This is a genomic window from Dysgonomonas sp. PF1-14, from assembly GCF_029892965.1.
Lineage (GTDB): Bacteria > Bacteroidota > Bacteroidia > Bacteroidales > Dysgonomonadaceae > Dysgonomonas.
The window spans coordinates 237,740-263,831 of record NZ_JARXWN010000002.1 but is presented as its reverse complement, the minus strand read 5'-3'; the positions used below and the strand labels follow the sequence as shown (position 1 = coordinate 263,831).

Genomic DNA, 26,092 nt, shown 5'->3' with positions numbered 1-26,092 from the left:
AATCATCTTATTAAAAACCCCTTTTTTGTTTAACAGGAAGTATAAGCATCATTTTGGTGTTGTTTTATGCTTTTGCAAATTATTATTTTAAATGAAAAAGGTATTCTGGGCTTTCTTTGCTGTTATTGTAAGTAGCAGTGGAGCCTATTCTCAACAAAAATCAGACACATTGAAAGTTGTAAAACTGGACGAAGTGGTCGTATCGGCTACACGAGTGAGTGACGATGCCCCCGTAGCCTATTCAAATCTCAGCGAAATGCAGATAAAACAGGAAAACGCAGCAAAGAACATTCCAGCTCTTTTGCAGACGCTACCGTCGGTAGTTGCATATACCGAAGGGGGAACGGCTGTAGGAAATACGTCGTTTCGCATCAGGGGAACAGATGCGAACCGCATCAATATCACACTGAATGGTATGCCGTTGAACAATGCCGAAAGTCAGGAAGTATATTGGGTAAATCTGCCCGACTTGTCAAATTCACTACAAAGTATGCAGGTACAGCGTGGTGTGGGTACGGCTACAAACGGTACAGCTTCGTTCGGAGCCAGTATTTCCATGCAGACGCTAGGCGGCAGGCCGAAACCATATGCAGACCTCTCTTCGGCTTATGGGCAATACAATACATTACTGCTTACAGCGGCGGCAGGTACAGGCATCATGAAGAATGGATTGTCTGTAGATGCCCGCTATTCTTATACCAAAAGTGACGGGTACATACGTAACGGGAAGGTAGACCACCGGAATATTTATGCAGCCGTATCGCATTATTCCGAAAAGCAACTGATTCGCCTTATCTACATGAACGGTATTCAGCACACAGGAATCACGTGGGAAGGCATAAGTCCCGATATGATAAATATCGACAGACGGTACAATAAAGCAGGTGAATACAAAGACGAAACAGGGAATCACTACTACGATAACGAAACGGACAACTACTATTCCAATATAGGTCAGCTTATCTATACACGTTATCTGACAAGTGCGCTGACACTGAATGCCAATCTGAGCTACAATCATGGTTACGGTTATTATGAAAACTATAAAACCGATCAGAAGTTCGGCGAAAAATTTGGTATAGACGATCAGGTAGTGAACGGCGTTACATATAAGAAATCAGATATAATACGCCGTAAGCTAATGATGAACCATCTGTACACAGGCGGATTCAATCTCAATTATCAAAAACATAAGCTGGGGTTGACACTGGGCGGAGTGTACAACTACTTTGACGGAGACCATTACGGGCGGTTACTATGGGCAAAATATAATCAGAATATACCCGAAGGCTACGAGTGGTACAGAAACGAAGCCGATAAGAAGGATATGAACGCTTTTCTTAAGGTAGAGTACAGACCTGTGGAGAATCTGTCCCTCTTTGCTGAAGTTCAGGATCGTTATATCGATTACCGTATGAAAGGGATAGACGACGACCTGATGGACTTGTCGAATAACAATTATTATAATTTCATCAATCCCAAAGGTGGTGCTTCCTTCCGCTTTGCGAAGTATAATGAAGTATATGCATCTTTCGGTATCTCTAACAGGGAGCCATTGCGTGCCGACCTGAAAGAATCTCTTAAAGGTGGAGGTGCGCGTGATATAACATCCGAACGGTTGTATGATTACGAACTGGGCTACAGATATACAAGTTCTGTATTCTCATTCAGTGCCAATCTCTATTACATGGATTATAAAGACCAGTTGGTACAAACAGGCAAACTGAACGATACAGGGTATAAGTTGCAGGAGAATGTCCCTGACAGTTACCGTACCGGTATCGAACTGGCTATGGCATACACGCCAACTGAATGGATGCGGCTTGACGGGAATCTGACACTGAGCCGCAATAAGATCAAAAATTATACAGCCTATTATGATTATTACGATACCGACTGGAATTATCTGGGGCAAATATCAGAGTTTCACAAATCGACCGATATATCGTTCTCTCCAAATGTAGTAGCTAGCGGAATAGTTACATTCAAACCGTTCGAAAAAGAAGATTTCAGTTTCTCTTTTGTGAATAAGTATGTAGGGCGTATGTATTATGACAATACATCCAACCCTGACAACAGGCTGCAAGATCATCTGGTAACCGATTTGGTAGTGTCTTATACACTCGACACACATAAAATAGGTACATTTGACTTCCAGTTTTTTATCAACAATCTGGCTAGTATAAAATACAATGCCAACGCATGGGTAGAAACTTATAAGTTTTCGGATGGCAGTGAGGAAGTATATAAAGGCTTGTTTCCTCAGGCAGGAGCTAACCTGATGGGAAAGATCAGATATCGCTTTTAATACTATTTCAAGATTTCAGGTTTCAAGATTTCAAAATTCTAATAAATAAAGCAGATAATTTTGAAACCTGAAATCTTGAAATTAAAAATTTTGAAACTAAAAAAACTATGCCGGATTTTATAATTAATAATTGGGTAAGTATAACAGGTGCTGTTATCGGGCTGATATTTCTGTATTTGGAATATAAGGCCAATGTATGGATGTGGCTTGCCAGTATCGTTATGGCGGCATTCTTTATCTATATCTATTACCATGCCGGGTTATATGCCAGTATGGGTATTTACACATATTTTTTCTTTGCATCTGTCTATGGCTGGATTATGTGGCTTACACGTAACAGAGACGATCAGACAGGCAATGAGATCATTACCCGTGTCGGGAAAAAGTATATCATTCCTATTGTATCAGGTGTTATGGTTTTCACCATATTGTTATATATACTGCTTACACAATCGGCTGGTTACCTGCATCTCACTGAAAATCCGTTTTTACTGACGGCAGGCGATGCTTTGTCTACATCTCTTAACATTGTTGCTTTATGGATGATTTCGCGCAAATGGGCAGACCAGTGGCTACTGGTGATTCCTGCTAATCTTATATCTTCGATTTTGCTCTTTGTACAGGGCGATGTGATGTCAGGGTGTATGTTTTTCATTTATTTTGTAGTTTCCATATTCGGCTATCTGAGGTGGAAAAAGCTTGCAAAAACTACATTGACAGACTGAAAATATACTAAAGAAGACTTCTATAGAATAATATTAACAAAAAAACAGATAAAAACTATTATCTTTACCATCGAATTGTGTCGATAAGGCTAAGTAGATGAAAATTTTCCAGATTATTACTGTTTCCGAATATGGCGGTGCTCAGACTATTGTAGCCAATCTGATAAAAACATTAAGCCCCGAACACGAGCTTTTTGTTTTATATGGCGGTGATGGAGAGGCCTGGAACAATCTCGGAGACAATTTTACAAAGATCAAACTTAATAGCCATCGGAAAGAAATTTCGTGGAGGGATATTGGTTTATTGTTTAAACTGTTTTATTACAGATTTAAATATAAACCTGATGTCGTACATCTGCATTCTTCCAAAATGGGCGTATTGGGACGCATTGCTTTCAGCCCTAAAAAAATCGTTTATACAGTTCACGGTTTCGATTCTATCCGAAAAGCATTCCGTAAATTCCTTATTATTGAAAAATCGTTTAAGAACAGGGCATTCCGCATAATCGGCGTTAGCCGTTACGATGTAGAGATGATGCAGGAAGAAGGCATTTCTAAAAATGTGGAATGCATATATAACGGAGTTACGGATGAATACGTGGAGAAGTACGAGTTAAAGAACCATGTTACCGAAGAACTTGAAAAAATAAAACAATCCTATCCTAAAATCGTAATGTGTATATCACGCATATCCAAACAAAAGAAATTCGAATTGTTTGTTGATATTGCTCGTGATATGCCTCAGTATGCATTTGTCTGGATAGGTAATAAGGAGAAGATAAAAGGGCTGCCTGATAATGCATTCTGTCTGGGAGAGATGCATTCGGCTTTCTATTCTCTGAAATATGCAGATGTATTTATTCTACCATCCAACTATGAGGGCTTACCGATGTCTTTGCTCGAAGCTTTGTCCTATAAAGTCCCGGTTGTGGCTTCTGCTGTAGGAGGTATAACGGAAGTATTGGATGGCAGAAACGGCTTTGCTGTGGAAAACGATCAGTCTATTTTTATAGAAAAAATAGAATATATCCTTTCGGATGAAGAGAGGCAAAAAACGATGTCGGACAATGCCCGGCAGTCATACCTTGCCAATTTTACTATAGAAAAAATGGTGGACGGATATACATCCGTTTTTAATGAAATCATTGCAAATAAAAGATGAGCACACCTTTGGTTTCGGTATTGATACCTTGCTACAATGTAGAGAAGTATGTGGAAGAGTCGGTTAATTCGATTCTCAGTCAGACCTATACCAATCTGGAAATAATAGCTATCAACGATTGTTCTACTGATAGTACCGGTGATCTGTTGCGTAAACTGGCACAAAAGGACTCCCGCATCACAGTGGTCGATAACGAGGTGAATCTGAAACTTATAAAAACACTGAACAAAGGAGTAGCATTGTGTAATGGTGAATATATTGCCCGTATGGATGCCGATGATATATCGTTGCCTACCCGTATAGAAAAAGAAGTTGCTTTCCTGGAAGCTAATAGAGATCATGACATTGTCAGTACGCTTTTTTATGCTTTCAATTCTGAAAACCCTGCAAAGAAAACGCTACACCATAGTCCGCTTACAGATAGCGAACTCAGGGCATACCTGCTTTTCAAGTCGGGAATCTGCCACCCCGCAGTAATGATTCGTAAACGTGTTTTTACCGAACTTGGATTGAAATTTGAGCCTGAATTCCTTCATGTCGAAGACTATGCCTTATGGTCAGAAGCCGTATATAAAACAAAAGTGGCAAATGTAGGGGAACCCTTGCTTCTTTACCGGGTTCATCAGAATCAGGTATCTTCTTTGCATGAAGATTTGCAGACTGATAATAAGAAAAAAGTTTTTAAAATACACTGCTCACATCTGGGGTTACCCTCCGATAGCGACTTTATAGACGTATATGCTTCCGTTGCCGAATGCGTACCTTTGCATTCATCTTTAAAATATTTAGACAAGTGTGAAGAATTTATGCTAAATTTGCTCACTGTTAATAAACAGAAGCCTTTTTGTGATAATGCTTATCTCGACCGGATGCTGTCGGTAAACTGGTTACGCTTATGCGCCAATTCCCGTGTGGGATTGAAAGTATTGCACAGACTAAAACAGTCACCGTTGTATAAACCTGAAAATTATACATCACGGGATTTTGCAATTCTTTATACAAAGTGTACATTTAAGCTCAGATACAAAAAGTCCCTTATTTACAAACTTGTTTTTAGGTAACCGAGTACATGCTGCAACGAAAAGAGATATCGAACATCCCTGACCTGAAAGATATTATACCAATGGTAATCCCGTTACTATTGACATTCTATCATATATATCCTCAGGCATTAGATGTGATGGGCTCTTCCTTTATCCTTTTCTCGGGAGTTGTGGGTATGGCATATTACGTGTATCACGGATTCCCATTCAAAGAAACGATCATATTACTATTGGGCATGGGTGTTGTTTTGCTATGGTTTCTTACAGTAGCCTGGATGAACGATGCTAATGACCCCTATACCTTAGGGTATTTCAAGAGTGAAATAGCGTGGTTTTTCTCATCATATCTCATCGTCTTATTTATATTTAAGGTACATAAGCAGCCTTCGGTCGATACTGTTCTGATGTATATAGTAGGAGCTGTTGCTCTTCAGTGTTTTATTACATTTATTATGTACCTGAACGAGAGTATTGCAGACTTCTTTTTCTCATTGCAGCTGCAAGCTCAATATACCGAAGATGTAGTAGGCGAGAATAATTGGCAGCGTCTGATGGGCTACGGGATTGGCTTCTTCGGTGCCGGAGCTAACAATGGTATTGCCCTTGTTGTCATATCGTACCTGTTGATCAGAAAACCCCTCAAGACAAGCGAATTTTTTATTCTGTCCAGTCTGTATGTCTTTATTTTCTACATAAGCCTGTTTATGGCCAGAACGACAGTGGTCGGAGCCGGAGTGGGGTTTGCGCTGATTGCTTTTCTCTATTTTAAAGATAAAAATGCTCAACGAAAACAAATACACAAGTTCCTGATAGCATCTGTATTTTTGCTCTTCGGCGGATATCTCTTTGCCATGTTCTACTTCGAAGGGCTTGCCGACTGGGCTTTTGAGTTGTTTATCAACTTTGCCCAAAAGGGAGAGTTGCAAACACGATCGTCTGACGGTATCAAAGGAATGTTTGAAATACCGGAATTAACAAAGGTGCTATTAGCGGGTGACGGGGTTATGATCTTTCGCGGATCTGATGTCGGTTATACCCGTATGTTATATTATGTGGGGCTAATCGGTTCCTTACTGTTTTACGGATATGCTTTCTTTATTGTAAGAATGTGGGGAACAAAGCATAGTACGATAAAGATTCTGGGGTATGCACTTTGTTTTTACAGTCTTGTTTTGAATGTCAAAGGTTGGTTCGATCTCAATCACATATTGTTTGTTATCTTCTTTTATTTCATGTTCTATAAGTACTATGTTTATTATCCTAAGATGATTCGATTAAACAAAGAACAGCAACAAACGAAAAAGGAGAAAAAACTGATTCATACATAATGGATATGAAAAGAAAAGAGTGTATAATATTGGCAGGAGGGCTTGGTACAAGACTACGCGAAGTAGTAAGTGATGTGCCAAAATGCATGGCTGAAGTGGCCGGAAAACCCTTTCTATCCTATCTGCTCGATTGGTGTAAAGCTCAGTCTTTTGGCAGGGTAATACTGTCTTTAGGTTATCTGTCGGAAGTGGTGACAAATTGGGTTGAGAAAAATGAATACCCTTTCGAAATAGTATATGTAAAAGAGCAAGAGCCGTTAGGCACAGGTGGAGCTATAAAGCTGGCTATGCAATCAGTTGAGGGAGATAGGGCTGTTGTGATAAACGGAGATACCTTTTTCGATGTAGATATAAATATGCTGTATGAGTTCCATAAGGGGAAATTGGCAAATATAAGTCTGGCATTGAAACCCATGACAAACTTTGATCGTTACGGCAGAGTAGAACTAAATGCGGATAACAGGATTATCGCCTTTATAGAAAAACAGCAGTGTAAAGAGGGGCTGATAAATGGAGGCGTATATCTGATAGATAAAGACATCCTTTTGTCCGACAAAGAGCTTCCTGTGAAATTCTCATTCGAAAAAGATGTTCTCGAGGCAAAAATAAGCACACTACCCATATACGGAAATATTCAGGATACATATTTTATCGATATTGGTATTCCTGAAGATTATCGTAAGGCAAATATTGATTTTGCCCAATGACAGATAGTATGAAACAATATAAATATCTCTTTCTCGACAGAGACGGGGTGATAAATATAGAACGTCCCGACGATTATGTGAAATCAGTTCGGGAATTTGTCTTTGAGGAAAAAGCTTTGGATGCGATAGCGATATTATCAACACTCTTTGATAAGATTTTCGTGATAACAAACCAGCGTGGTGTAGGGCGTGGAGTAATGACAGAGGAAGCATTGCAGGCTGTTCATTCACATATGCTGTCAGAGATTGCCGCAGATGGAGGAAAGATATCGCAGATATATTATTGTACCGATACCGCTTCCACCTCTATAAACCGGAAACCGAATGTCGGCATGGCTTTCAGAGCTTTAGAAGATTATCCCGAGATTGTATTTGCCGAAAGCATAATGGTGGGCAACAGCAAATCGGATATATTGTTCGGTAAAAAACTGGGTATGTACACTGTATTGGTCGGCGACAAATATTCACGCGATAATGATATTTACACGATTGCCGATGCGCACTACGAAAATTTATATAAGTTTGCACTGTCTTTAAAAATCAAGAATAACGATGATTGTTAGAAGTAAAGCACCTTTTCGTTTAGGACTGGCAGGGGGGGGTACGGATGTATCTCCGTATTCCGATTTGTATGGAGGATGTATCCTTAATGCAACTATCAGTCTGTATGCTTTTGCAAATATAGAACCCCGCGATGATAACAAGATAGTATTCCGCATACCTCAGACGGGTGAAGAATATATATTCGATTCGGCTATAGAACTTCCTATACTGAACGATAAGGCCGATTTGATGAAGGGGATATATAACCGCATTGTAAAGGATTATGCTAACAAACCATTGTCTTTTACACTTACTTGTGCACTGGAAGTGCCTTTCGGTTCAGGATTGGGTACATCATCCACATTGGCTGTAGCTATATTGGGAGCATATACCGAGTGGCTGTCATTGCCATTAGGTGAATACGATCTGGCATATCTGGCATATCTTATCGAACGCGTAGACCTCATGCAAGCAGGTGGAAAGCAAGACCAGTATTCGGCCGCCTTCGGTGGTTTCAACTTTATGGAATTCTATGCAGACGACAAAGTCATTGTGAATCCGTTACGTGTGCGTAACGAAATTATCAATGAGTTGTCTAATAATCTGCTGCTTTATTATACAAATTCGAGCCGTAACTCAGGCGACATTATTGCCAAGCAGCAAAAGAATGTAAAAGAGCAAAAGTCGAAGTCGATAGAAGCCATGCACCAGATAAAAAATCAGGCTTACGAAATAAAAGAAGCAATACTGAAAAATAATCTGGATGAAATAGGGCATATCCTGCATCGCGGCTGGAACTACAAGCGTGAGATGGCAGACGGTATCTCTACACCCTTTTTCGAAGAATTGTACGAAACAGCAATGTCGGCAGGCTCTTCGGGGGGTAAGATATCAGGAGCCGGCGGTGGCGGATATGTATTCTTCTATTGTCCGGGTAATAGCAGGTTTGAAGTAGCAAAAGCTTTAGAAAAACTCGGCGGAAAGGTTCAGCCATACTCATTCACTAAAAAAGGCTTGGAAACCTGGCATACAAAATAGACGAAATGAAGATTGCTATACTTATACGTGTATACGATAGGATTGAAGATTTGAAATATAATCTCCAGATAATCTCAGATACATGGAAAGATAATGATTATTATATAATTGTAGTCAGCAATGGCTTGACGAAGGGTTATGAAGTATCACCGGAGTCGCTACCTCTGATAGATAAACTGGTGGTTCTCGAAGAGAATGCCGGACACCGTAAAGGTAATTCACAGTTGCTGCTGGAGGGGGCTAAATATATTCCCGAAGATTGCGATTATACACTGATTCTGGAAGCTGATACATGGCTGTATGGTGATAAATTGTTGACCAAGTACACCCGTTTGTTATCAGAAAACTCAGGTGCAGTATGGTCTAGCGCCGACTGGTACGATAAATATTATGCTCTGGCTACCGATTTTGCTATTATCAAGACAAAATATATAAGAGAAAATCCGGGAATATTTGATTTTGAGCTTTTCCCCGAATGCCATATCTCTAATTTCCTGCGCGATACCAATGCCGGATATATCTGGATAACTGAAAATATGCCTGTGCATGTACCCAGTTATATAAAATATGCTTATCCTTACGTTCCTAATATAAAAGAAGGACGTTTCTATGTGTTCCCGAAATCGAAAACGGTGACACATCACATCGAATACCTGAAAGAAGGAATACAGAAAAAGAAATATTATTTCAACATATTAGCCGATCACGATTATTTCCCTGAAGCGAAAGCGGGTTGTAAAGCATGGAACCGTTTCAAGATGAGATTCTGGATAGGCCTCACCAAATGCTTTGTAAAGAGAAGCTGGTATGGGAAAAAGACGTACAAAGAAATTATGAATTAGAAATTATAAATTATGAATTAACGGCTGTTGTTCCGTAATTGATTTGCCGATTGCTTTGTAATTTATAACTCATAATTCATAACTCATAATTCACTAAAACTATGTTTGTTGTAAACGGAAGGTATCTGACACAGAAGGCTACGGGAGTGCACCGCTATGCTTTCGAAATATGCAATAAGTTGCACGAAATGGGTGTAGACTTTCATGTGGCTGTACCGCAGGAAATACATCCCGATTATACATTTGACTTTAAAACGGTCAAGTGCGGTTCACTCAATACCCATTTGTGGGAACAGGTATCATTGCCCCGCTATCTGAAAAAAATAGGGAGTCCCTTACTCATAAGCTTTACCGGATGTGGACCATTGAACTACAATAATCAGATAATGACTATTCACGATGTTTCGCATGAGCGTTATCCACAATGGTTTTCGAAGAATTATTATCGCTTCTATCATTATATGATGCCACGTATCGGGCGTAAGGCACATGCAATACTTACCGTAAGCGAGTTTTCCAAGCGTGAGATAGTAGATACACTAGGGTTGGATGCGGCTAAGATACATGTAGTGCATAGCAATGTGCCTTTCCACAATAAACCATCTGATGAAGAAATATTGAATTATCGGCACAATCCGTCCGGAGACCGATACGTAATAGCCGTTTCGTCAATGGATCCCCGAAAGAACTTTGAGCGGCTTGTAGCAGCGTTTAACAAGATAGAGGATAAATCGGTAAAGTTGTACATTATCGGTATGTCATTTAAGGCATTCAATACCCCCGATCTGCAAAAGCTGATAGGAGAGAATGTATTCCTTCCGGGCTATATCTCAGACGATGCGTTGCAGAAAATGTATCAGAATGCTATTCTGTCCGTTTACCCGTCATTGTATGAAGGTTTCGGCTTGCCACCGCTCGAATCGATGACCTACGGTTGTCCGGCTATAAATTCCGATATTCCCGCCCTGCGCGAAGTGAGTGAGGGTGCGGCGTTGTACATTGACCCGTATGATGTGGGTGATATGGCAATGAAAATAAACCAGTTGCTTGCCGATGAATCATTGCAGCAAGATTTGCGTGTAAAAGGTCTGGAGCAGATTAAGAAATATTCGTGGGAGAAGTCGGCAAAACAGGTTTACGAATTAGCTCAAAAATATATGCAATAAACAGAACCTATTATAAACATAATAAGCCGGATATATCAAAATATATCCGGCTTATTTATTTTGTGAGTTTTGCTTGGAATTATCTTTAAGGCATATTCAGTTAACAGTGATCACTCGACAGTTAACAAGGGTTAGTGATCTTTGAAGAAATAAAGGAAAGTGTAATTTTTGTGAGGTTTTAGTTAAAATTAACGTGAGTTCGATATAAAAATAGTATGTAATCAATTGTTTTCCAAAATATATGATGTAAACTTCGTGCCCTTTGTGGTTTTTCTTTGTGTCCTTTGTGGTAAAAGAAATAAGATTTAACCACAAAGAGCACAAGGTTTTACACAAGGCTCACAAAGAAAATGTATAACTAGCTGATATTTAGATGCTATTATTTCGAACTCACGTTAAAATTATTTCACGCAAAGACGCGAAAACGCAAAGAAAAATTATTTGAAAAAGTGTCACTTTTACATAGACTTCGCTCCTGTGACCGTTGGTTGTTACCTTTTAGCAAATATCAGGGAAGTTTTCTTTTTAACAATTTGCTGTTGCAATAGCGGAAGCGAGAGCAAAAAGTGACTCAGTTGTCTTATATTTAAGGTTTTTTACAATAATCGGATAAAAGAGTAAATAAAGGACATAAAATATGTTCACAGGTTAACAAATCATTTTGATTTTTAATCAAAAACGCATTCTATTTCCTTTGAAAATCCCTTTATTTAATCTATTTTTGCATGAGTATAGAAAAAAATGATTGAACATGTTCTTTTTCTATAAATGATCAGATTTATCAACTGGAAATTAACTATTCAATATAACTAAAAACAATTTTAATTTATGAGTTGGTTACTAAAGTCTTCTATTGGTAAGAAGCTGATAATGAGCGTTACGGGTATCGCTCTTATCTTGTTTTTGCTGTTTCACGCGGCAATGAATGTAACGGCTGTGTTTTCGGAGGACGCTTACAATACTATCTGTTCCCTGTTGGGAGCTAACTGGTATGCTGTAGCGGGTACTATCGCTTTGGGAGCATTGGTCGCTATCCATTTTATTTACGCACTGATACTGACACTGCAAAACCGCAAAGCTCGTGGTAATGACAGCTATGCAGTGAATGTTCGCCCGAAAAACGTAGAATGGGCTTCCCAGAACATGTTTGTATTGGGGGTTATCGTTATCGGATTCATGTTCCTTCACTTTAGCCAGTTTTGGTATAAGATGATGTTTGTGGAGCTGATGGGACATCACGAAGTTGCGTTAGGCGGTGCTGTGGTTTCTCCACAAGATGGAGCAGCTTTCATTAAGTATTATTTCAGTCAGACATGGGTTGTTATAGCCTATCTGGTTTGGTATGTGGCACTGTGGTTCCACTTATCTCACGGTTTCTGGAGTGCTATCCAAACTATCGGATGGAATAACACAATATGGATGAATCGCTGGAAAGTGATTGGACAGGTAGTTGCTACTGTTATTTGTCTGGCATTTGCTTTTGTAACCATCTACTTCTATGCAAGGCACTATTTCTGTCTTGGAGCATAAGGAAGCAGACACAGATTATTTTTGTTAAAGATTAAAGAAAAACAGATTATGAGTACTATACTAGATCCAAAAAAAGATTCAAAAATACCTGAGGGGCCATTGGCGGAAAAATGGACCAACTATAAGGCTCACCAGAAGCTGGTGAACCCTGCCAATAAGCGTCGCCTCGACATTATTGTGGTAGGTACGGGCCTTGCAGGAGCATCGGCGGCTGCATCTCTGGGTGAGATGGGGTTCAATGTCCTAAACTTCTGTATTCAGGATTCTCCCCGTCGCGCGCACTCTATTGCAGCACAGGGCGGTATAAATGCAGCAAAGAATTACCAGAACGACGGTGACTCTGTCTATCGTCTTTTCTACGATACAATCAAAGGTGGTGACTACCGCGCACGTGAAGCTAACGTATATCGTCTGGCTGAAGTGGCGAATAGTATCATCGACCAGTGTGTGGCTCAGGGAGTACCCTTTGCTCGCGAATACGGAGGCTTGCTCGATAACCGCTCGTTCGGTGGTGCGCAGGTGTCGCGTACATTCTATGCTAAAGGGCAGACAGGACAGCAATTGCTGCTCGGAGCTTATTCAGCACTTAGCCGTCAGGTGCAGAAAAAGAGTGTGAAGCTTTATACACGCTACGAAATGCTTGATGTCGTTCTTGTAAAAGACGATAACGGCGAAGAACGTGCGCGTGGTATTATTGCCCGTAACCTTGTAACAGGCCACCTTGAGCGTTTTGCAGCTCATGCTGTAGTTATTGCTACAGGTGGATATGGAAATGCCTTCTTCCTTTCTACCAATGCAATGGGATCGAACGGTTCGGCCGCAATTCAGGCTTATAAGAAAGGCGCATATTTTGCGAATCCTTGTTTTGCTCAGATTCACCCTACATGTATTCCTGTACATGGCGAGTTCCAATCGAAACTGACTCTGATGTCGGAGTCACTTCGTAACGACGGACGTATCTGGGTACCTAAAAAGATAGAAGATTCGGAAGCTATCCGTGCCGGAAAGCTGAAACCGACTCAAATAAAAGAAGAAGACAGAGATTACTATCTGGAAAGACGTTATCCGGCATTCGGTAACCTTGTTCCTCGTGATGTTGCTTCGCGTGCAGCTAAAGAAAGATGCGATGCAGGCTATGGTGTAGGTTCTACAGGCCTAGCTGTTTATCTTGATTTCAGCGATGCTATCAAACGTCTCGGACGTGATGTGGTAGAAGCTAAATACGGTAACTTGTTCCAGATGTACGATAAGATTGTGGATGACAATCCGTATGAAACTCCGATGATGATCTATCCTGCTATCCACTATACAATGGGTGGTATCTGGGTAGACTATGAGCTGATGACTTCTATCAAAGGACTGTTTGCTCTTGGTGAAGCTAACTTCTCAGATCATGGAGCTAACCGCCTTGGCGCATCTGCTCTGATGCAGGGGCTTGCTGACGGATATTTCGTGTTGCCTTACACTATACAGAATTATCTGGCTGACCAGATTTCTGTACCGCGTTTCAGTACCGATCTTCCTGAGTTTGCTCAAACTGAAAATGAACTAAAAGAAAAAGTTGCCAAACTGATGAATATTAAGGGTAACCGTTCGGTAGACTCTATTCATAAGCAACTTGGTATTATCATGTGGGACTTTGTGGGTATGGCACGTACAAAGGAATCTTTGGAGAAAGCCATTGAAGAAATCAAGGCTGTGAAAAAAGAATTCTGGACAAACGTTCGTATTCCGGGAGAGGCTACGGATCTGAATACCGAATTGGAAAAAGCACTCCGTTTATCAGACTTTATAGAGATAGGTTTATTGATGGCTTATGACGGACTAAACCGTAACGAGTCGTGTGGTGGACACTTCCGTGAAGAGTATCAGACTCCGGAAGGTGAGGCTATGCGCGATGATGAGCATTACTCATATGTCGGATGCTGGAAGTATACTGGAGACAACGAAGCCCCTGAACTGATAAAAGAGCCTCTTGACTACGAGTTTGTGGTAAGACAACAAAGAAACTATAAAGCGTAATTTTTAGTGTACTAGTTATAAGTATACTAGTGTACTAGAGAAATTAGTTTACAAGAGAAAGAAAACAAATGGATTCTCATAAAAATTTGATTGTATGGCAAAAGAGTATAGACCTTGTGAAACTGGTTTATGAAGGAGTACAATCATATCCAAAAGAGGAAATATTTGGATTGGTTTCTCAAATAAAAAGAGCTGTTATTTCGATTCCGTCTAATATAGCGGAAGGTTTTGGAAGAGGTTCTAAAAAAGATTGTAAACGATTTATACATATAGCATTAGGTTCTGCTATAGAATTAGATACTCAAATGATTATATCCAAAGAACTTGGTTTCTTATGCGAAGATAATAGAGATTAATTCATTATTGATAGAGATCAAAAAAATGCTGAAAGCCTTGATTAAATCAATGAAAGAAGAGCTTATTGAAGACTAGTAAACTAGTAAACTAAAAACTTTAAAACTTTAAAACAAAATGGAAAAATTAATAAATATAACATTAAAAGTTTGGCGTCAAAGAGGCCCGCAAGTAAAAGGAGCTTTTGAAACCCATAAACTTGATGGCATTTCTACTGAAAGTTCTTTCCTTGAAATGCTCGATATATTGAATGAAAAGCTGATCAATGACGGTAAAGAACCTGTAGTATTCGATCATGACTGCCGCGAAGGTATCTGCGGTATGTGTAGCTTGTATATTAATGGTCACCCGCATGGTCCGGACGAAGATATTACGACTTGCCAGCTGCATATGCGTAAATTTAAGGATGGTGAAACTATTACAATAGAGCCTTGGCGCTCTCACGGATTCCCTGTTATACGCGACCTGATGGTTGACCGTAACGCATTTGATAAAATCATGCAGGCTGGTGGTTATGTGAGTGTAAACACTGGAGGTATCCCTGATGCTAATGCAATTCCGATTCCGAAAACAGATGCTGATGAGGCTATGGATGCCGCTTCTTGTATTGGTTGCGGTGCTTGTGTTGCAGCTTGTAAGAACGGATCGGCTATGTTGTTCGTTTCGGCAAAGGTAAGCCAATTGGCACTGTTGCCGCAAGGACGAATAGAGGCTTCGCGTCGTGCTAAAGCAATGGTTTCAAAAATGGATGAATTAGGCTTCGGGAACTGTACAAACACACAGGCATGTGAAGTACAATGTCCTAAGAACGTATCGATCAGCAATATCGCACGTATGAACCGCGAGTTCCTAAAAGCGAAATTTAAAGATTAATACACTATGTATTAGATATATGAAAGCGACTATCAAGAGATGGTCGCTTTTTGTTTGTATATGTTTATCTTTGTAGCAAAAAGTATATATTATGTCATTAAAATACGCAGTAATAGGTACAGGTGCTATAGGTGGATACTATGGCGGACGGTTAGCTAATTCGGGACAGGAAGTGCATTTCCTCTTCCATTCAGATTATGAGTATGTGAAGCAGTATGGATTGCGGGTTGATTCGGTAGATGGAGATTTCTATCTGCCGGTTGTCAATACTTATAAGGCTGCAATGGATATGCCTAAGTGTGATGTGGTGCTGGTTTGCCTTAAGTCTACGAATAATTATCTATTAAAGGATTTGCTCCCTCCATTATTACATAAGGATACAGTTGTTGTACTTATTCAGAACGGTTTGGGCTTAGAGGTTGATCTACATAAAGACTTTCCGGATTTATCTATAGCCGGAGGATTGGCGTTTATTTGTTCTTCGAAAGTAGGAGAGGGGCACATCGGACATTTCGATGAAGGACGGTTAAATCTGGGCTCATATTCGTGTGCTGACGAGAGGCTGTTGGAGCAGATCAGTAAGGACTTTATACAGGCCGGAGTTGAGGTGCAGGTGCTTCAACTGGATAAAGCAAGGTGGATGAAGTTAGTATGGAATATTCCCTACAATGGAATGACCGTTGTGATGAATGCTTCTACCGATCAGTTGATGAGTAATCCGGATATGGAAATACTCCTTCATGAAATAATGCTGGAGGTTATAGGAGGGGCTAATAGTGTAGCTGATGGTAGATTTACTATCCCTGATAGTTATGCTGATAGCATTTTAGAAATGACCCGCCATATGGTCCCGTATTCACCTAGTATGAAACTAGATTACGATAATAAGCGCCCGCTGGAAATAGAGTATATATATTCACGTCCGATAGAGCAAGCCCGAAAGAGTGGGTTTGATATGGTAAGAGTATCGATGCTCGAAAAGCAATTGAGGTTTATACAAAGCCAGTATATTAAATAGAAAAGAGAGGAAAATTTCCTCTCTTTTTCATCTCTATATTATGGTCAAATCTTTTCTTTATGGATTGATTAAGAATAGTACGGCACGGTTCTTATCATTTTCAAGTTTGAATGGCTGAAGTCCGTCTCCTTTCCAGTTTACAGATAATCTGTTTTTAGCAATTCCGTATTTAGTCTCCATTGCTTTTGCCACAGCTTCTGAGCGTTGTTTCGATAGTCTCAGGTTGATAGCAGAGTTACCTGTTTTCTTATCGGCATATCCTGTAACAACACAAGTCGCATTCGGATTTTCATTCAGGTAAGTAACAGCTTTTTCTATCTTTTCCCATTCAGGCTGATCTATAACTGATTTATTGATGCGGAAGAATACAGGGTCAGGTAAGAAGAATCCTTGTCCTGTAATTTCTTTTATCTCAGGTTTTACTTCAATCGGCTTTTGAACCGGCTCATCTATTTTGGGAGTTTCAGGTCTTGGTTCCGGAGCCAAAATGTCTGGACAATCAAAGTACTTTCTGCGTTTGGCCATCTCAGATTGGGCAACGCTTAGTTGTTGCGCACTTCTTTTTACTACGATAACTTCTTCACCACTGTTAAGTTGTAGTAAAACAGAGTCTCTTATAGAACCACAATTACAAGGATCAGTATCTTTTGTCGATTTTCTGTCTTGTGCATTTAATGAAATAGTCAATACTCCTAAGAGGATTGGTAGTAATAAAAATTTTATTTTCATAATAAAAATAATATAGTGTTAAGGTAAAACCTATTTTACTTACTAATTTAGAGTACAAATTTATACAATATTATTAGATTATTTTTCATTTTTATGAAAAGATTTCATTTTTCACCTTAAATCTTTAGGTTTTCTTTGTTTAGGATAGCGAGGAAAGTGGTGAATGTAAGTAAAATGTGGCGGATAGTTGTAGAATATATCAAATGGAAATCTAAAGTGAAAAATTAATAAATAGATGATTTTGTGTTAAAAATGATATGCTCTCAAAACATGATGGCTTTATAAAATGTTATTAATCACTGCTGTGTGTTTTAGATATTATCTATATTGATCAATAATATCTTTACATTTGTTCTGTGGTTTGTAAATTTGGATTACCTTTGCACCCGAAGAAGATAATGGGTCAATAAAATATTGTAGTGTGGATGAAAAATAGAAGTTCTTTGTGTAGGATCCTTAACGTATCGTTAGTATTATTCTCAGTAATTATTTTTAATTCATGTAATGGATATAAACAATTACCTTATTTGAAAGATGCAGGAGTATCACTTTCAGATACATTAACAGGGTTAGCTATACCTCATGAGCCATGTATTATGCCTAATGATATAATAAGTATTACTGTAAATTCAACTGTTCCAGGTGCGGCATCAAGTTTTAATATGCCAGCAGGGACGGGAAGTTCAGATGGTTCTATATCAACCTCTACTTCTACCGGTACTTCCGGAAATTTGCAGAACTATTTGGTCGATAGAGATGGTCGAATAAATTTTCCTCTTTTGGGTGAATTGAAATTGGGCGGTATGACAGTAAAGGAAGCCCAATACTATATTGTATCCTTGATATACCCACGATATATCGCCGAAAAACCTATTGTAAATATAAGGTTTACTAATTTTGAGGTATCGGTGTTAGGCGAAGTTGCCAAACCGGGTATCTATAAATCTGTTAATGGTCAGATGACTATATTAGATGCTCTTGCTGCTGCGGGGGATATGACCGTTTATGGAAAGAGGAATAATGTATTGCTTGTCAGAATACAAGATAACGGTGATGTTGCTACGCACAGGATTGATATACAGGATAAAGATATTATCCAGAATAGAAATTTGTTCTATATGCAGCAGAATGATAAACTCTATGTTGAGACAAATAAAGCCAAAGGAAATAATTCCCGTTTCGGAACATTTGAAACGATTGGTTTATCTGCACTTTCAATTTTAATCTCAATAATTGCAATCGCAACTCGTTAAGCTATAAAATGGAGAAGATAAATAATGATAGCTGGAAGAAAGCTAATGAGATAAAATCTATAACTGATATCCTTTATGATTACTTACGTCACTGGAAATGGTTTATAATATCTGTTGTTCTCTGTTTAATAATTGGGACGATCATTGTACTATCCACACAAAAGCAATACAAACCATCTCTGTCGATATTGTTGAATGAGAGCAAAGGCGGTGGATCGGGAAAGAGTGAAACTGGATTAGATTTAGAATCGTTAGGCCTTTTATCTACAACTAATAACATAGATAATGAAATCGCTATTCTTTCTTCACCGGATTTGATGCGATCGGTCGTAGATTCCCTTAATCTCCATATAGAATTCTATATAAAAAAAGGGCTGCGAAAGACGGAGATTTATGAAAGTTTTCCTTTTCGCGTAGATCTTGTTTCCCCAGATAAGGATAGAAGTATTGAATTTTCAATATCTAAGGAGAGTAATGAGTATATAATAGAAGGGGTATATAATGGTAATGAAATCAATGAAACAGCGGAGCGATTACCTATTAAAGTACGATTGGATGAAAAAATAGAGTTGATTATCAGTCAAACAGAGAAGGTTGTTGACGATGAAAAATATTATGTTTCTATAAAAGATATCTCTTCGAGGGTATTATCTCTTTGTGGTGATTTATCTATATCTTCGACTAGTAAGGCATCGTCTGTTATAAACATCAGTTTACTTTGTCATAATACAGATAAAGGGAAGGCGATTCTGAGAGAGTTGGTAAAGCAGTATAATGAGATGGATGTTAATGTGAAAAATGAAATAGCATATAATACAGCTATTTTTATTAATGATCGTCTTAAAGAAATTTCAGCTGAATTAAGTGATGCTGAAGAAAATGTTGTAGATTTTAAACAGAAAAATCAAATTACAGATTTGAGTACAGAATCTCAACTTTATGTACAACAAACTGGTTTGAACGAGCAAAAAATAATGGAAATAGAAACTCAGCTAAATGTAATCAATTTAATTGAACGTTTCGTAAATGATCCTAAAAATAAATATTCGGTTATTCCTAATATTGGTATTTCAGATATAGGACTGAGCCAGATAATAAGTGGTTACAACGAAAAATTGCTAAATTCGGAAGTTCAGCTTAAAGGAATGGGGGAAGAGAATCCAGTTCGGATAAGAATTACTGAAGATTTGGATAATCAGCGCAGTAGCATATCCGGTTCGTTGAATAATGTAAAACAGACATATAATGTTTCCAGACAAGACCTATTAAGACAGTCTTACTCAACAAAATCGAGAGTCCTGTCTGTTCCTCAGCAAGAGAGGGGATTGATAGAAAAGGTTAGAGAACAACGTATAAAGGAAAATCTGTTCTTATTCCTTATGCAAAAAAGAGAAGAGACGAATCTCACCATTGCTTCCACAGCAAATAAGGCCCGTATTATTGTATCGCCTCAAACTAATATATCTTCAATTGCGCCTCAAGCACAAATAATTATTCTAGGTGCTTTTGTTTTCGGATTATTACTTCCTATAGCTGTAATATATACACTCAATCTGTTTAAAACTCAGATTAGAAGCCGAAATGAGTTGACAAAACTATCAGATGTCTCTATTATAGGGCAAATAGCTAAGAATGAGGTCAAGGATCAGATTGTGATCCGTCCAGGATATAATACAGGGATTGCAGAAATGTTCCGCTCATTAAGGAATAATGTGAGATTTATATTTAAACATCATACAAATCAATTAATTCTTGTCACCTCTACTACTATGGGAGAAGGGAAAACTTTTATTAGTGTTAATTTGTCTATGAGTTTTGCCTTATCAGGAAAGAAAGTTCTTCTAATAGGGGGAGATATACGGAATCCAAAGCTAAAGGATTATATAAACTTAAATAACAAAAGAGGCTTGAGTGATTATTTGATTGGTGACGATTCATGGTCGAATTATATTCAAGAATCGGGATTAGATAATAATCTGAAAGTGATGTATGCAGGTACTATCCCTCCAAATCCGAACGAGTTGTTAATGAGCCCTCGATTAAGTGCTTTGTTTTCTGAAGCCAAAAAAGAATATGATTATATAGTAATTGATACAGCGCCGGTCGGATTGGTTTCAGATACATACCTATTAAATGACTATGCAGATATAACTCTGTATGTTGTACGTGAAGGAGTAACACCAAAAGGTGCGGCAAATTTTATAAATATGCAGAAGGAAGAGGGAAAACTGGTTAATATGTATCTGGTTTTGAATGATTCTGTACTCGATAATAACTATAAATATGGATATGGAAAAGCCTATGGATATGAATCAAAGTCTAAATAATACTACAATACTAGTTACAGGTGGTGCCGGTTTTATCGGATCAAATCTCTGTGAAGAATTATTGAAGCATAACTGTAAAGTTATATGTTTTGATAACTTTTCTACAGGTAAGATGGAGAATATTCTACCATTATTTGATAATGAAAGATTTAAGTTGATCGTTGGCGATATCCGTAATATTGATGATTGCCATAAAGCAGTAAGCGGTGTTGATTATATTCTACATGAAGCTGCTTTAGGTTCGGTTCCTCGCTCTATAAAAGATCCTATTACGAGTAATGATGTCAATGTTTCCGGATTTTTGAATATGTTGGTTGCAGCTAAAGATGCTAACGTTAAGCGTTTTATATATGCAGCCAGTTCGTCTACGTATGGAGATTCAGCGTCATTGCCAAAAGTAGAAGACGTAATAGGAAAGCCACTGTCTCCATATGCAATAACAAAGTATGTGAATGAACTCTATGCTGATGTTTTTTCGCGAACATATGGCATTGAGTGTATCGGACTTAGATACTTTAATGTCTTTGGCCAGCGTCAGGATCCTTATGGAGTATATGCTGCTGTAATTCCATTATTTGTAAAGAAATTTATGAACCACGAATCTCCTATTATTAATGGAGATGGAGAGAATTCCAGAGACTTTACATATATAAAAAATGTGGTTCAGATGAATATATTGGCTCTAACCACAACAAATAAGGCTGCATTAAATACGGTGTATAATACGGCTTTCGGAGAAAGAACAACTCTGAACCAACTTGTCGGTTATCTCAAGGAATATTTAAGTGAATATGATCCCTTAATAGCGGATGTGAAAATTGAATACGGACCAAATCGATCAGGAGATATCCCTCATTCTTTAGCAAGTATTGACAAAGCAAAGTCTTTGTTGGGCTATAATCCACATTATAATATGAGAGAAGGTTTAAGAGAAGCCGTAGAATGGTATTGGGAAAATTTAAAATAAATGAATAAGACGAAAATTGCTATTATTGGTCTAGGGTATGTAGGATTACCTTTAGCCAGATTGTTTGCGACTAAATATTCAGTCGTAGGGTTTGATGTTAACAAAAACCGAGTAAATGAATTGATGTCTGGCACAGACCATACATTAGAAGTAGAATCTGGTCTTCTTCAATCTGTCCTAAAAAAGAGGGCAGATGATGCTATAGGGTTATTTTGCTCTTTTAATTCGGAGGACATAAAAGATTGCAACTATTATGTGGTCACAGTTCCTACTCCGGTAGACAAGAATAATCGTCCAGACCTTACTCCTTTGTATAAAGCGAGCGAAACGGTAGGAAAAGTAATAAATAGAGGAGATATTGTTATCTATGAGTCCACTGTCTATCCGGGAGCAACAGAAGATGATTGTATTCCAGTAGTAGAAAAAGTTTCAGGATTGAAATTCAATATTGATTTCTATGCCGGGTATTCTCCGGAAAGAATAAATCCCGGAGATAAAGAGCACACCGTAGAAAAGATAAAGAAAGTGACTTCAGGCTCTACGCCTGAGATTGGAAAGAAAGTCAATGAACTGTATTCTTCAGTCATTTCGGCAGGAACACATTTGGCTCCGACAATCAAAGTTGCTGAAGCTGCAAAAGTTATAGAAAATTCTCAACGTGATATAAATATTGCTTTCGTAAACGAATTGAAAAAGATATTTGACCGAATGAATATCGATACAAATGCTGTATTAGAAGCTGCTGGGACAAAGTGGAATTTTTTGCATTTTAAACCTGGTCTAGTCGGCGGACACTGTATTGGTGTCGACCCTTATTACCTAGCTCAGAAGGCCCAAGAATATGGGTATCATCCCGAAATAATTCTCGCAGGTCGTCGTATGAACGACAGTATGGGGGAATATGTTGCCAGTGAGGTAATCAAAAAGATGATAAAACAGGGTATTCAAGTCAAAGGATCGAATATACTTGTACTTGGTATTACGTTCAAAGAAAATTGTCCGGATGTGCGTAATACTAAAGTTGTAGATGTTATAAGAGAATTGAAGGAATACGATACTAATGTAACAATCTATGATCCATGGGCAAATCCTGAAGAAGTAAAACATGAATATGGGTTGGATATCTTAACGGAATTACCTGAAGGAAAGTTCGATGCTGTGGTATTGGCTGTGAATCATGCGGAGTTTGAAGGATTGTTTCAGGGGGCAACAATATCTTATAATTTAAATAAATGTCATTAAAGGAAAAAGCAATATCAGGAGTCTCTTGGCTTTTTATACAAAAAGTAGCGACTCAAGGTGTATCTTTTCTTACAACAATTGTTTTAGCTAGAATTATTCTCCCAGAAGATTTTGGGCTAATAGGGATGATATATGTCTTCATTGGTATTGGAAATGTATTGTTAGATGCTGGTTTTAGTGCTTCCTTAATAAGAAGTCAGTTTGTGGATCAAGCAGATCTGTCAACAGTATTTTATTTTAACATAATTGCCAGTGTTGGTGTTTATCTGTTATCTTATGCTTTAGCTCCTTTTATTGCCTCTTTTTTAGGACATGATATTTTAATTATAATTATTCGAGTATATAGTATTTCATTTATTTTTACAGCTTTTACAGCAATTCAAAATGTAATGCTAATAAAAGAAATGCGCTTTAAAACCCAGTTTTATATTAGCCTGCCATCTTCAATCTTAAGTGGGATAGTGGGTATTGTTTTTGCTCTGTTGGGTTATGGAGTTTGGGCTCTAGTTTGGAGTGGGGTTGCTAAATCTTTTTTTTATTCAGTTCAATTATGGATACATAATAAATGGCGTCCATCTTTGGTTTTTGATAAAAAGAAGTTTAAATATCATTTCAATTTTGGATCTAAATTAGCTATTAATGAGATTTTTAATGTTATTTTCGTAAACCTTTATCCTTTTTTTATTGGTAAATTCTATACTCCTACACAAGTTGCCTACTATACACAATCAGAGACATTAAAGCAGGTTCCTGTAGCTAATATTTATGGGTCAATTAATGTGATCTCATTCCCATTATTCTCTTCTATACAAGAAGATTTACTTAGATTAAGAGAGGCCTATAAAAAGAATATAATATATTCCTATTTTATACTAACCCCTATTTTGATATTTATGCTAGTCTTGGCAAAATCCATATTGATTTTTTTATACACTGATAAATGGGTTGATGCAACCCCATATCTTCAAATACTATGTATCATAGGCATAATTAGCCCATTGAAAAATACGAGTTTAAATATTCTAAAAACAAAAGGACACGGTAGCCTTTTTTTAAAACTGGAAACATTTAATAAAATAATAACAATTATTTCCATATTTTTATCAATAAATTTTGGTATAATTATCTTTCTTTGGGCTAAGGTTATTTGTGAAATAATTTCATTATTATTTAATTCCTATTATGCAGGTAGAATATTAAATTATTCATTATTGAAACAGATACAAGATATTATTCCTATTCTCGCTATATCTTGTATTACAGGCATTCTTATCTATATTTTACACAATATTATTTCCTTTTATAAAATTCAACATTTTGTTAATATCCTGATTTGTGGGATAATTAGTTTTTCAATATATGCATCATTAAGTTTCTTTTTTAAAAAGAATCTTTTCATTGAGATACGAGATATAATATTAAAAAAAATTGCAAAGACATAATGAAATTAAAAATACTACATATTCAAGAAACAATAGCATCAGGAGGCGTTGAGAAACTACGCTTACTTTTGGCTAAATATTTGGATAAAAATAGATATGAACAAAAAATAATATGTACACATAAGGCAGGAATAATAATTGAAGATTTTGCGAAAGAGGGTGTTGAGATTATATCAATAGGATCATTTAATGGAGTTTTTGATATAAAACAATATCGGAAAGTCATAGATATTATTAATGAATATAAACCAGATATAATTCATGGAGCTGTTTTTGAAGGTGTAATTATGGCTTGTGTCTGTGGATTTATCAAAAAAGTTCCTATTATTATTGCAGAAGAAACATCAGATCCTCAAAACAGGTCTAAGAAGGCAAGTTTTTTACTGTGGTTGCTTTGCTTGGTGGCTCAGAAAGTAGTTGCAATATCTCCAGGCACAGAAGAATATCTAAGGAAGATAGCTAAAATACCTCAAAAGAAAATTCAGCTTATAAATAATGGCGTTGAATATCCTCGCATAGTAACAAGTGACGAAATAGATCTTGCAAGAAAGAAATTAAATATCATGCCTAATGAAATTATTGTAGGTAGTGTGGGACGTCTACATGATGATGTTAAGAAATTTACAGATATAGTAAAGGCTTTTTCTATATTAAAAGATTATTCAAATATAAAATTGCTTATTGTTGGTGATGGCCCCGATAAGCAAACGATTATACAGACAGCAGAAGAACTAGGCATTTCAGATAAAATAATCATGGTTGGATATCAATATGATACAGCATTATATTATAAATTAATGGACATTTATTGCATAGCTTCACAACACGAAGGTTTTGGCTTGGTTGCCGCAGAGGCCATGCTAAATGGATTACCCGTTGTTGCAACTGCTGTTGGAGGATTAAAATCAATAGTTATTGATGGTGAAACGGGTTTTCTTGTCCTACCAAATAATCCAGAAATACTTGCTGAAAAATTAGAAATTCTTATTAAAGATTTAGAATTAAGACTTGCGCTAGGAGAAAATGGAAAGAAAAGAGCTATGAATGAATATACTGCAGATATTTATATTTCTAAAATAAATGAATTATATCAAAATTTAATAGAAACTCATCATGCAAAACGATGATTTAATTTGAATATAAATATTATAGTTTAAATTTGTTGTATATGGACAACTTGAAGATGTTGTATTCTTCCAAAGTTATTTTTTTATAATCTTAAATTATGATTAAACTCGCATTTCTATTAGGTAAATATTATATTGTCACTTTTAATTGGTGCTATGTTCGATACGTTTATTTAAAAGATATCTTTTTTTCAGGTTGTTTCGCATCCAAAATTAAGTTTTGTAATGGTCGATTATTCGTTAAGAAGCCATATTTATTATCTGGTGCGACAATAGCAGCACCTGCAGTATTTATAAATAAATCAATATTCATTAATCTAGGAGGATGCAATGAGAAATATAAAAT

General features: G+C 37.5%; 22 protein-coding genes. 21 read left to right on the top strand and 1 reads right to left on the bottom strand.

The genetic code is table 11. The annotated features are described in order from the left end of the window. The first annotated feature begins 91 nt into the window (after positions 1-91). The 15 genes from M2448_RS03485 (at position 92) to M2448_RS03415 (ending at position 16,659) form a co-directional block, all read left to right on the top strand. Positions 92-2,308: a TonB-dependent receptor gene (locus M2448_RS03485; protein ID WP_280644895.1), complete on the top strand. Its 2,217-nt coding sequence runs from the start codon at positions 92-94 to the stop codon at positions 2,306-2,308. Between the two features lie 107 nt (positions 2,309-2,415). Then, positions 2,416-3,033 (top strand): nicotinamide riboside transporter PnuC, encoded by a 618-nt coding sequence (pnuC, locus tag M2448_RS03480; RefSeq protein WP_280644894.1) that lies wholly within the window; start codon positions 2,416-2,418, stop codon positions 3,031-3,033. A 97-nt stretch (positions 3,034-3,130) separates the two neighbouring features. Then, positions 3,131-4,195 (top strand): glycosyltransferase, encoded by a 1,065-nt coding sequence (locus M2448_RS03475; RefSeq protein ID WP_280644893.1) that lies wholly within the window; start codon positions 3,131-3,133, stop codon positions 4,193-4,195. Then, positions 4,192-5,256, top strand: coding sequence for a glycosyltransferase family 2 protein (locus M2448_RS03470; RefSeq protein ID WP_280644892.1), 1,065 nt, complete (start codon positions 4,192-4,194; stop codon positions 5,254-5,256). Before M2448_RS03475 ends, M2448_RS03470 begins: the two co-directional genes overlap by 4 nt. A gap of 8 nt (positions 5,257-5,264) precedes the next feature. After that, positions 5,265-6,566: a hypothetical protein gene (locus M2448_RS03465; RefSeq protein ID WP_280644891.1), complete on the top strand. Its 1,302-nt coding sequence runs from the start codon at positions 5,265-5,267 to the stop codon at positions 6,564-6,566. 5 nt (positions 6,567-6,571) lie between these two features. After that, a complete protein-coding gene (locus tag M2448_RS03460; protein WP_280644890.1) occupies positions 6,572-7,273 on the top strand; it encodes a nucleotidyltransferase family protein in 702 nt (233 codons plus the stop codon). A gap of 8 nt (positions 7,274-7,281) precedes the next feature. After that, on the top strand, positions 7,282-7,836 hold the full coding sequence (locus M2448_RS03455; protein ID WP_280644889.1) for an HAD-IIIA family hydrolase: 555 nt from the start codon (positions 7,282-7,284) through the stop codon (positions 7,834-7,836). Beyond that, positions 7,826-8,854 (top strand): dehydrogenase, encoded by a 1,029-nt coding sequence (locus M2448_RS03450; protein WP_280644888.1) that lies wholly within the window; start codon positions 7,826-7,828, stop codon positions 8,852-8,854. Before M2448_RS03455 ends, M2448_RS03450 begins: the two co-directional genes overlap by 11 nt. A gap of 5 nt (positions 8,855-8,859) precedes the next feature. Beyond that, on the top strand, positions 8,860-9,696 hold the full coding sequence (locus M2448_RS03445) for a hypothetical protein (protein WP_280644887.1): 837 nt from the start codon (positions 8,860-8,862) through the stop codon (positions 9,694-9,696). Between the two features lie 101 nt (positions 9,697-9,797). After that, complete coding sequence (locus tag M2448_RS03440) at positions 9,798-10,862, top strand: glycosyltransferase family 1 protein (RefSeq protein WP_280644886.1); 1,065 nt, start codon at positions 9,798-9,800, stop codon at positions 10,860-10,862. An 828-nt stretch (positions 10,863-11,690) separates the two neighbouring features. Next, positions 11,691-12,392 (top strand): succinate dehydrogenase cytochrome b subunit, encoded by a 702-nt coding sequence (locus M2448_RS03435; protein WP_280644885.1) that lies wholly within the window; start codon positions 11,691-11,693, stop codon positions 12,390-12,392. Positions 12,393-12,440: 48 nt separating this feature from the next. Next, positions 12,441-14,414, top strand: a complete 1,974-nt coding sequence (locus M2448_RS03430; protein ID WP_280644884.1) for a fumarate reductase/succinate dehydrogenase flavoprotein subunit — start codon at positions 12,441-12,443, stop codon at positions 14,412-14,414. Between the two features lie 68 nt (positions 14,415-14,482). Next, positions 14,483-14,770, top strand: coding sequence for a four helix bundle protein (locus tag M2448_RS03425; protein WP_280644883.1), 288 nt, complete (start codon positions 14,483-14,485; stop codon positions 14,768-14,770). Positions 14,771-14,885: 115 nt separating this feature from the next. After that, positions 14,886-15,641, top strand: coding sequence for a succinate dehydrogenase/fumarate reductase iron-sulfur subunit (locus M2448_RS03420; RefSeq protein WP_280644882.1), 756 nt, complete (start codon positions 14,886-14,888; stop codon positions 15,639-15,641). Between the two features lie 91 nt (positions 15,642-15,732). After that, on the top strand, positions 15,733-16,659 hold the full coding sequence (locus M2448_RS03415; protein WP_280644881.1) for a putative 2-dehydropantoate 2-reductase: 927 nt from the start codon (positions 15,733-15,735) through the stop codon (positions 16,657-16,659). Between the two features lie 57 nt (positions 16,660-16,716). Here the strand turns inward: M2448_RS03415 and M2448_RS03410 are convergent, their stop codons facing one another. Further along, entirely contained in the window at positions 16,717-17,388 is a 672-nt protein-coding gene (locus M2448_RS03410) for an OmpA family protein (protein WP_280644880.1), read from the bottom strand. Positions 17,389-17,813: 425 nt separating this feature from the next. Between M2448_RS03410 and M2448_RS03405 the strand changes: the two genes are divergently transcribed. From M2448_RS03405 to M2448_RS03380, 6 genes are read left to right on the top strand one after another with little or no spacing between them, the layout of a single operon-like run. Next, the gene (locus M2448_RS03405; protein WP_280644879.1) at positions 17,814-18,641 is read left to right on the top strand and encodes a polysaccharide biosynthesis/export family protein; all 828 of its coding nucleotides are present in this window, start codon (positions 17,814-17,816) and stop codon (positions 18,639-18,641) included. Positions 18,642-18,649: 8 nt separating this feature from the next. Next, the gene (locus tag M2448_RS03400) at positions 18,650-20,968 is read left to right on the top strand and encodes a polysaccharide biosynthesis tyrosine autokinase (protein ID WP_280644878.1); all 2,319 of its coding nucleotides are present in this window, start codon (positions 18,650-18,652) and stop codon (positions 20,966-20,968) included. Continuing rightward, a complete protein-coding gene (locus M2448_RS03395) occupies positions 20,931-21,935 on the top strand; it encodes an SDR family oxidoreductase (RefSeq protein ID WP_280645049.1) in 1,005 nt (334 codons plus the stop codon). The genes M2448_RS03400 and M2448_RS03395 overlap by 38 nt, the downstream gene beginning before the upstream one ends. After that, positions 21,936-23,177: a nucleotide sugar dehydrogenase gene (locus M2448_RS03390; protein WP_280644877.1), complete on the top strand. Its 1,242-nt coding sequence runs from the start codon at positions 21,936-21,938 to the stop codon at positions 23,175-23,177. It begins immediately after the preceding gene. Further along, complete coding sequence (locus tag M2448_RS03385; RefSeq protein WP_280644876.1) at positions 23,168-24,619, top strand: lipopolysaccharide biosynthesis protein; 1,452 nt, start codon at positions 23,168-23,170, stop codon at positions 24,617-24,619. Before M2448_RS03390 ends, M2448_RS03385 begins: the two co-directional genes overlap by 10 nt. Further along, the gene (locus M2448_RS03380) at positions 24,619-25,746 is read left to right on the top strand and encodes a glycosyltransferase (protein WP_280644875.1); all 1,128 of its coding nucleotides are present in this window, start codon (positions 24,619-24,621) and stop codon (positions 25,744-25,746) included. The genes M2448_RS03385 and M2448_RS03380 overlap by 1 nt, the downstream gene beginning before the upstream one ends. The last annotated feature ends 346 nt before the right edge of the window (positions 25,747-26,092 follow it).

Excerpts from the sequence above, each read along its gene's own strand:
- M2448_RS03440 (WP_280644886.1), top strand. The coding sequence starts at position 9,798 with ATGTTTGTTGTAAACGGAAGGTATCTGACACAGAAGGCTACGGGAGTG.
- M2448_RS03450 (WP_280644888.1), top strand. The coding sequence starts at position 7,826 with ATGATTGTTAGAAGTAAAGCACCTTTTCGTTTAGGACTGGCAGGGGGG.
- M2448_RS03465 (WP_280644891.1), top strand. The coding sequence starts at position 5,265 with ATGCTGCAACGAAAAGAGATATCGAACATCCCTGACCTGAAAGATATT.
- M2448_RS03460 (WP_280644890.1), top strand. The coding sequence starts at position 6,572 with ATGAAAAGAAAAGAGTGTATAATATTGGCAGGAGGGCTTGGTACAAGA.
- M2448_RS03475 (WP_280644893.1), top strand. The coding sequence starts at position 3,131 with ATGAAAATTTTCCAGATTATTACTGTTTCCGAATATGGCGGTGCTCAG.
- M2448_RS03405 (WP_280644879.1), top strand. The coding sequence starts at position 17,814 with ATGAAAAATAGAAGTTCTTTGTGTAGGATCCTTAACGTATCGTTAGTA.
- M2448_RS03455 (WP_280644889.1), top strand. The coding sequence starts at position 7,282 with ATGAAACAATATAAATATCTCTTTCTCGACAGAGACGGGGTGATAAAT.
- M2448_RS03420 (WP_280644882.1), top strand. The coding sequence starts at position 14,886 with ATGGAAAAATTAATAAATATAACATTAAAAGTTTGGCGTCAAAGAGGC.
- M2448_RS03390 (WP_280644877.1), top strand. The coding sequence starts at position 21,936 with ATGAATAAGACGAAAATTGCTATTATTGGTCTAGGGTATGTAGGATTA.
- pnuC (WP_280644894.1), top strand. The coding sequence starts at position 2,416 with ATGCCGGATTTTATAATTAATAATTGGGTAAGTATAACAGGTGCTGTT.
- M2448_RS03425 (WP_280644883.1), top strand. The coding sequence starts at position 14,483 with ATGGATTCTCATAAAAATTTGATTGTATGGCAAAAGAGTATAGACCTT.
- M2448_RS03435 (WP_280644885.1), top strand. The coding sequence starts at position 11,691 with ATGAGTTGGTTACTAAAGTCTTCTATTGGTAAGAAGCTGATAATGAGC.
- M2448_RS03470 (WP_280644892.1), top strand. The coding sequence starts at position 4,192 with ATGAGCACACCTTTGGTTTCGGTATTGATACCTTGCTACAATGTAGAG.
- M2448_RS03410 (WP_280644880.1), bottom strand. The coding sequence starts at position 17,388 with ATGAAAATAAAATTTTTATTACTACCAATCCTCTTAGGAGTATTGACT.
- M2448_RS03400 (WP_280644878.1), top strand. The coding sequence starts at position 18,650 with ATGGAGAAGATAAATAATGATAGCTGGAAGAAAGCTAATGAGATAAAA.
- M2448_RS03395 (WP_280645049.1), top strand. The coding sequence starts at position 20,931 with ATGGAAAAGCCTATGGATATGAATCAAAGTCTAAATAATACTACAATA.
- M2448_RS03380 (WP_280644875.1), top strand. The coding sequence starts at position 24,619 with ATGAAATTAAAAATACTACATATTCAAGAAACAATAGCATCAGGAGGC.
- M2448_RS03485 (WP_280644895.1), top strand. The coding sequence starts at position 92 with ATGAAAAAGGTATTCTGGGCTTTCTTTGCTGTTATTGTAAGTAGCAGT.
- M2448_RS03445 (WP_280644887.1), top strand. The coding sequence starts at position 8,860 with ATGAAGATTGCTATACTTATACGTGTATACGATAGGATTGAAGATTTG.
- M2448_RS03430 (WP_280644884.1), top strand. The coding sequence starts at position 12,441 with ATGAGTACTATACTAGATCCAAAAAAAGATTCAAAAATACCTGAGGGG.
- M2448_RS03415 (WP_280644881.1), top strand. The coding sequence starts at position 15,733 with ATGTCATTAAAATACGCAGTAATAGGTACAGGTGCTATAGGTGGATAC.
- M2448_RS03385 (WP_280644876.1), top strand. The coding sequence starts at position 23,168 with ATGTCATTAAAGGAAAAAGCAATATCAGGAGTCTCTTGGCTTTTTATA.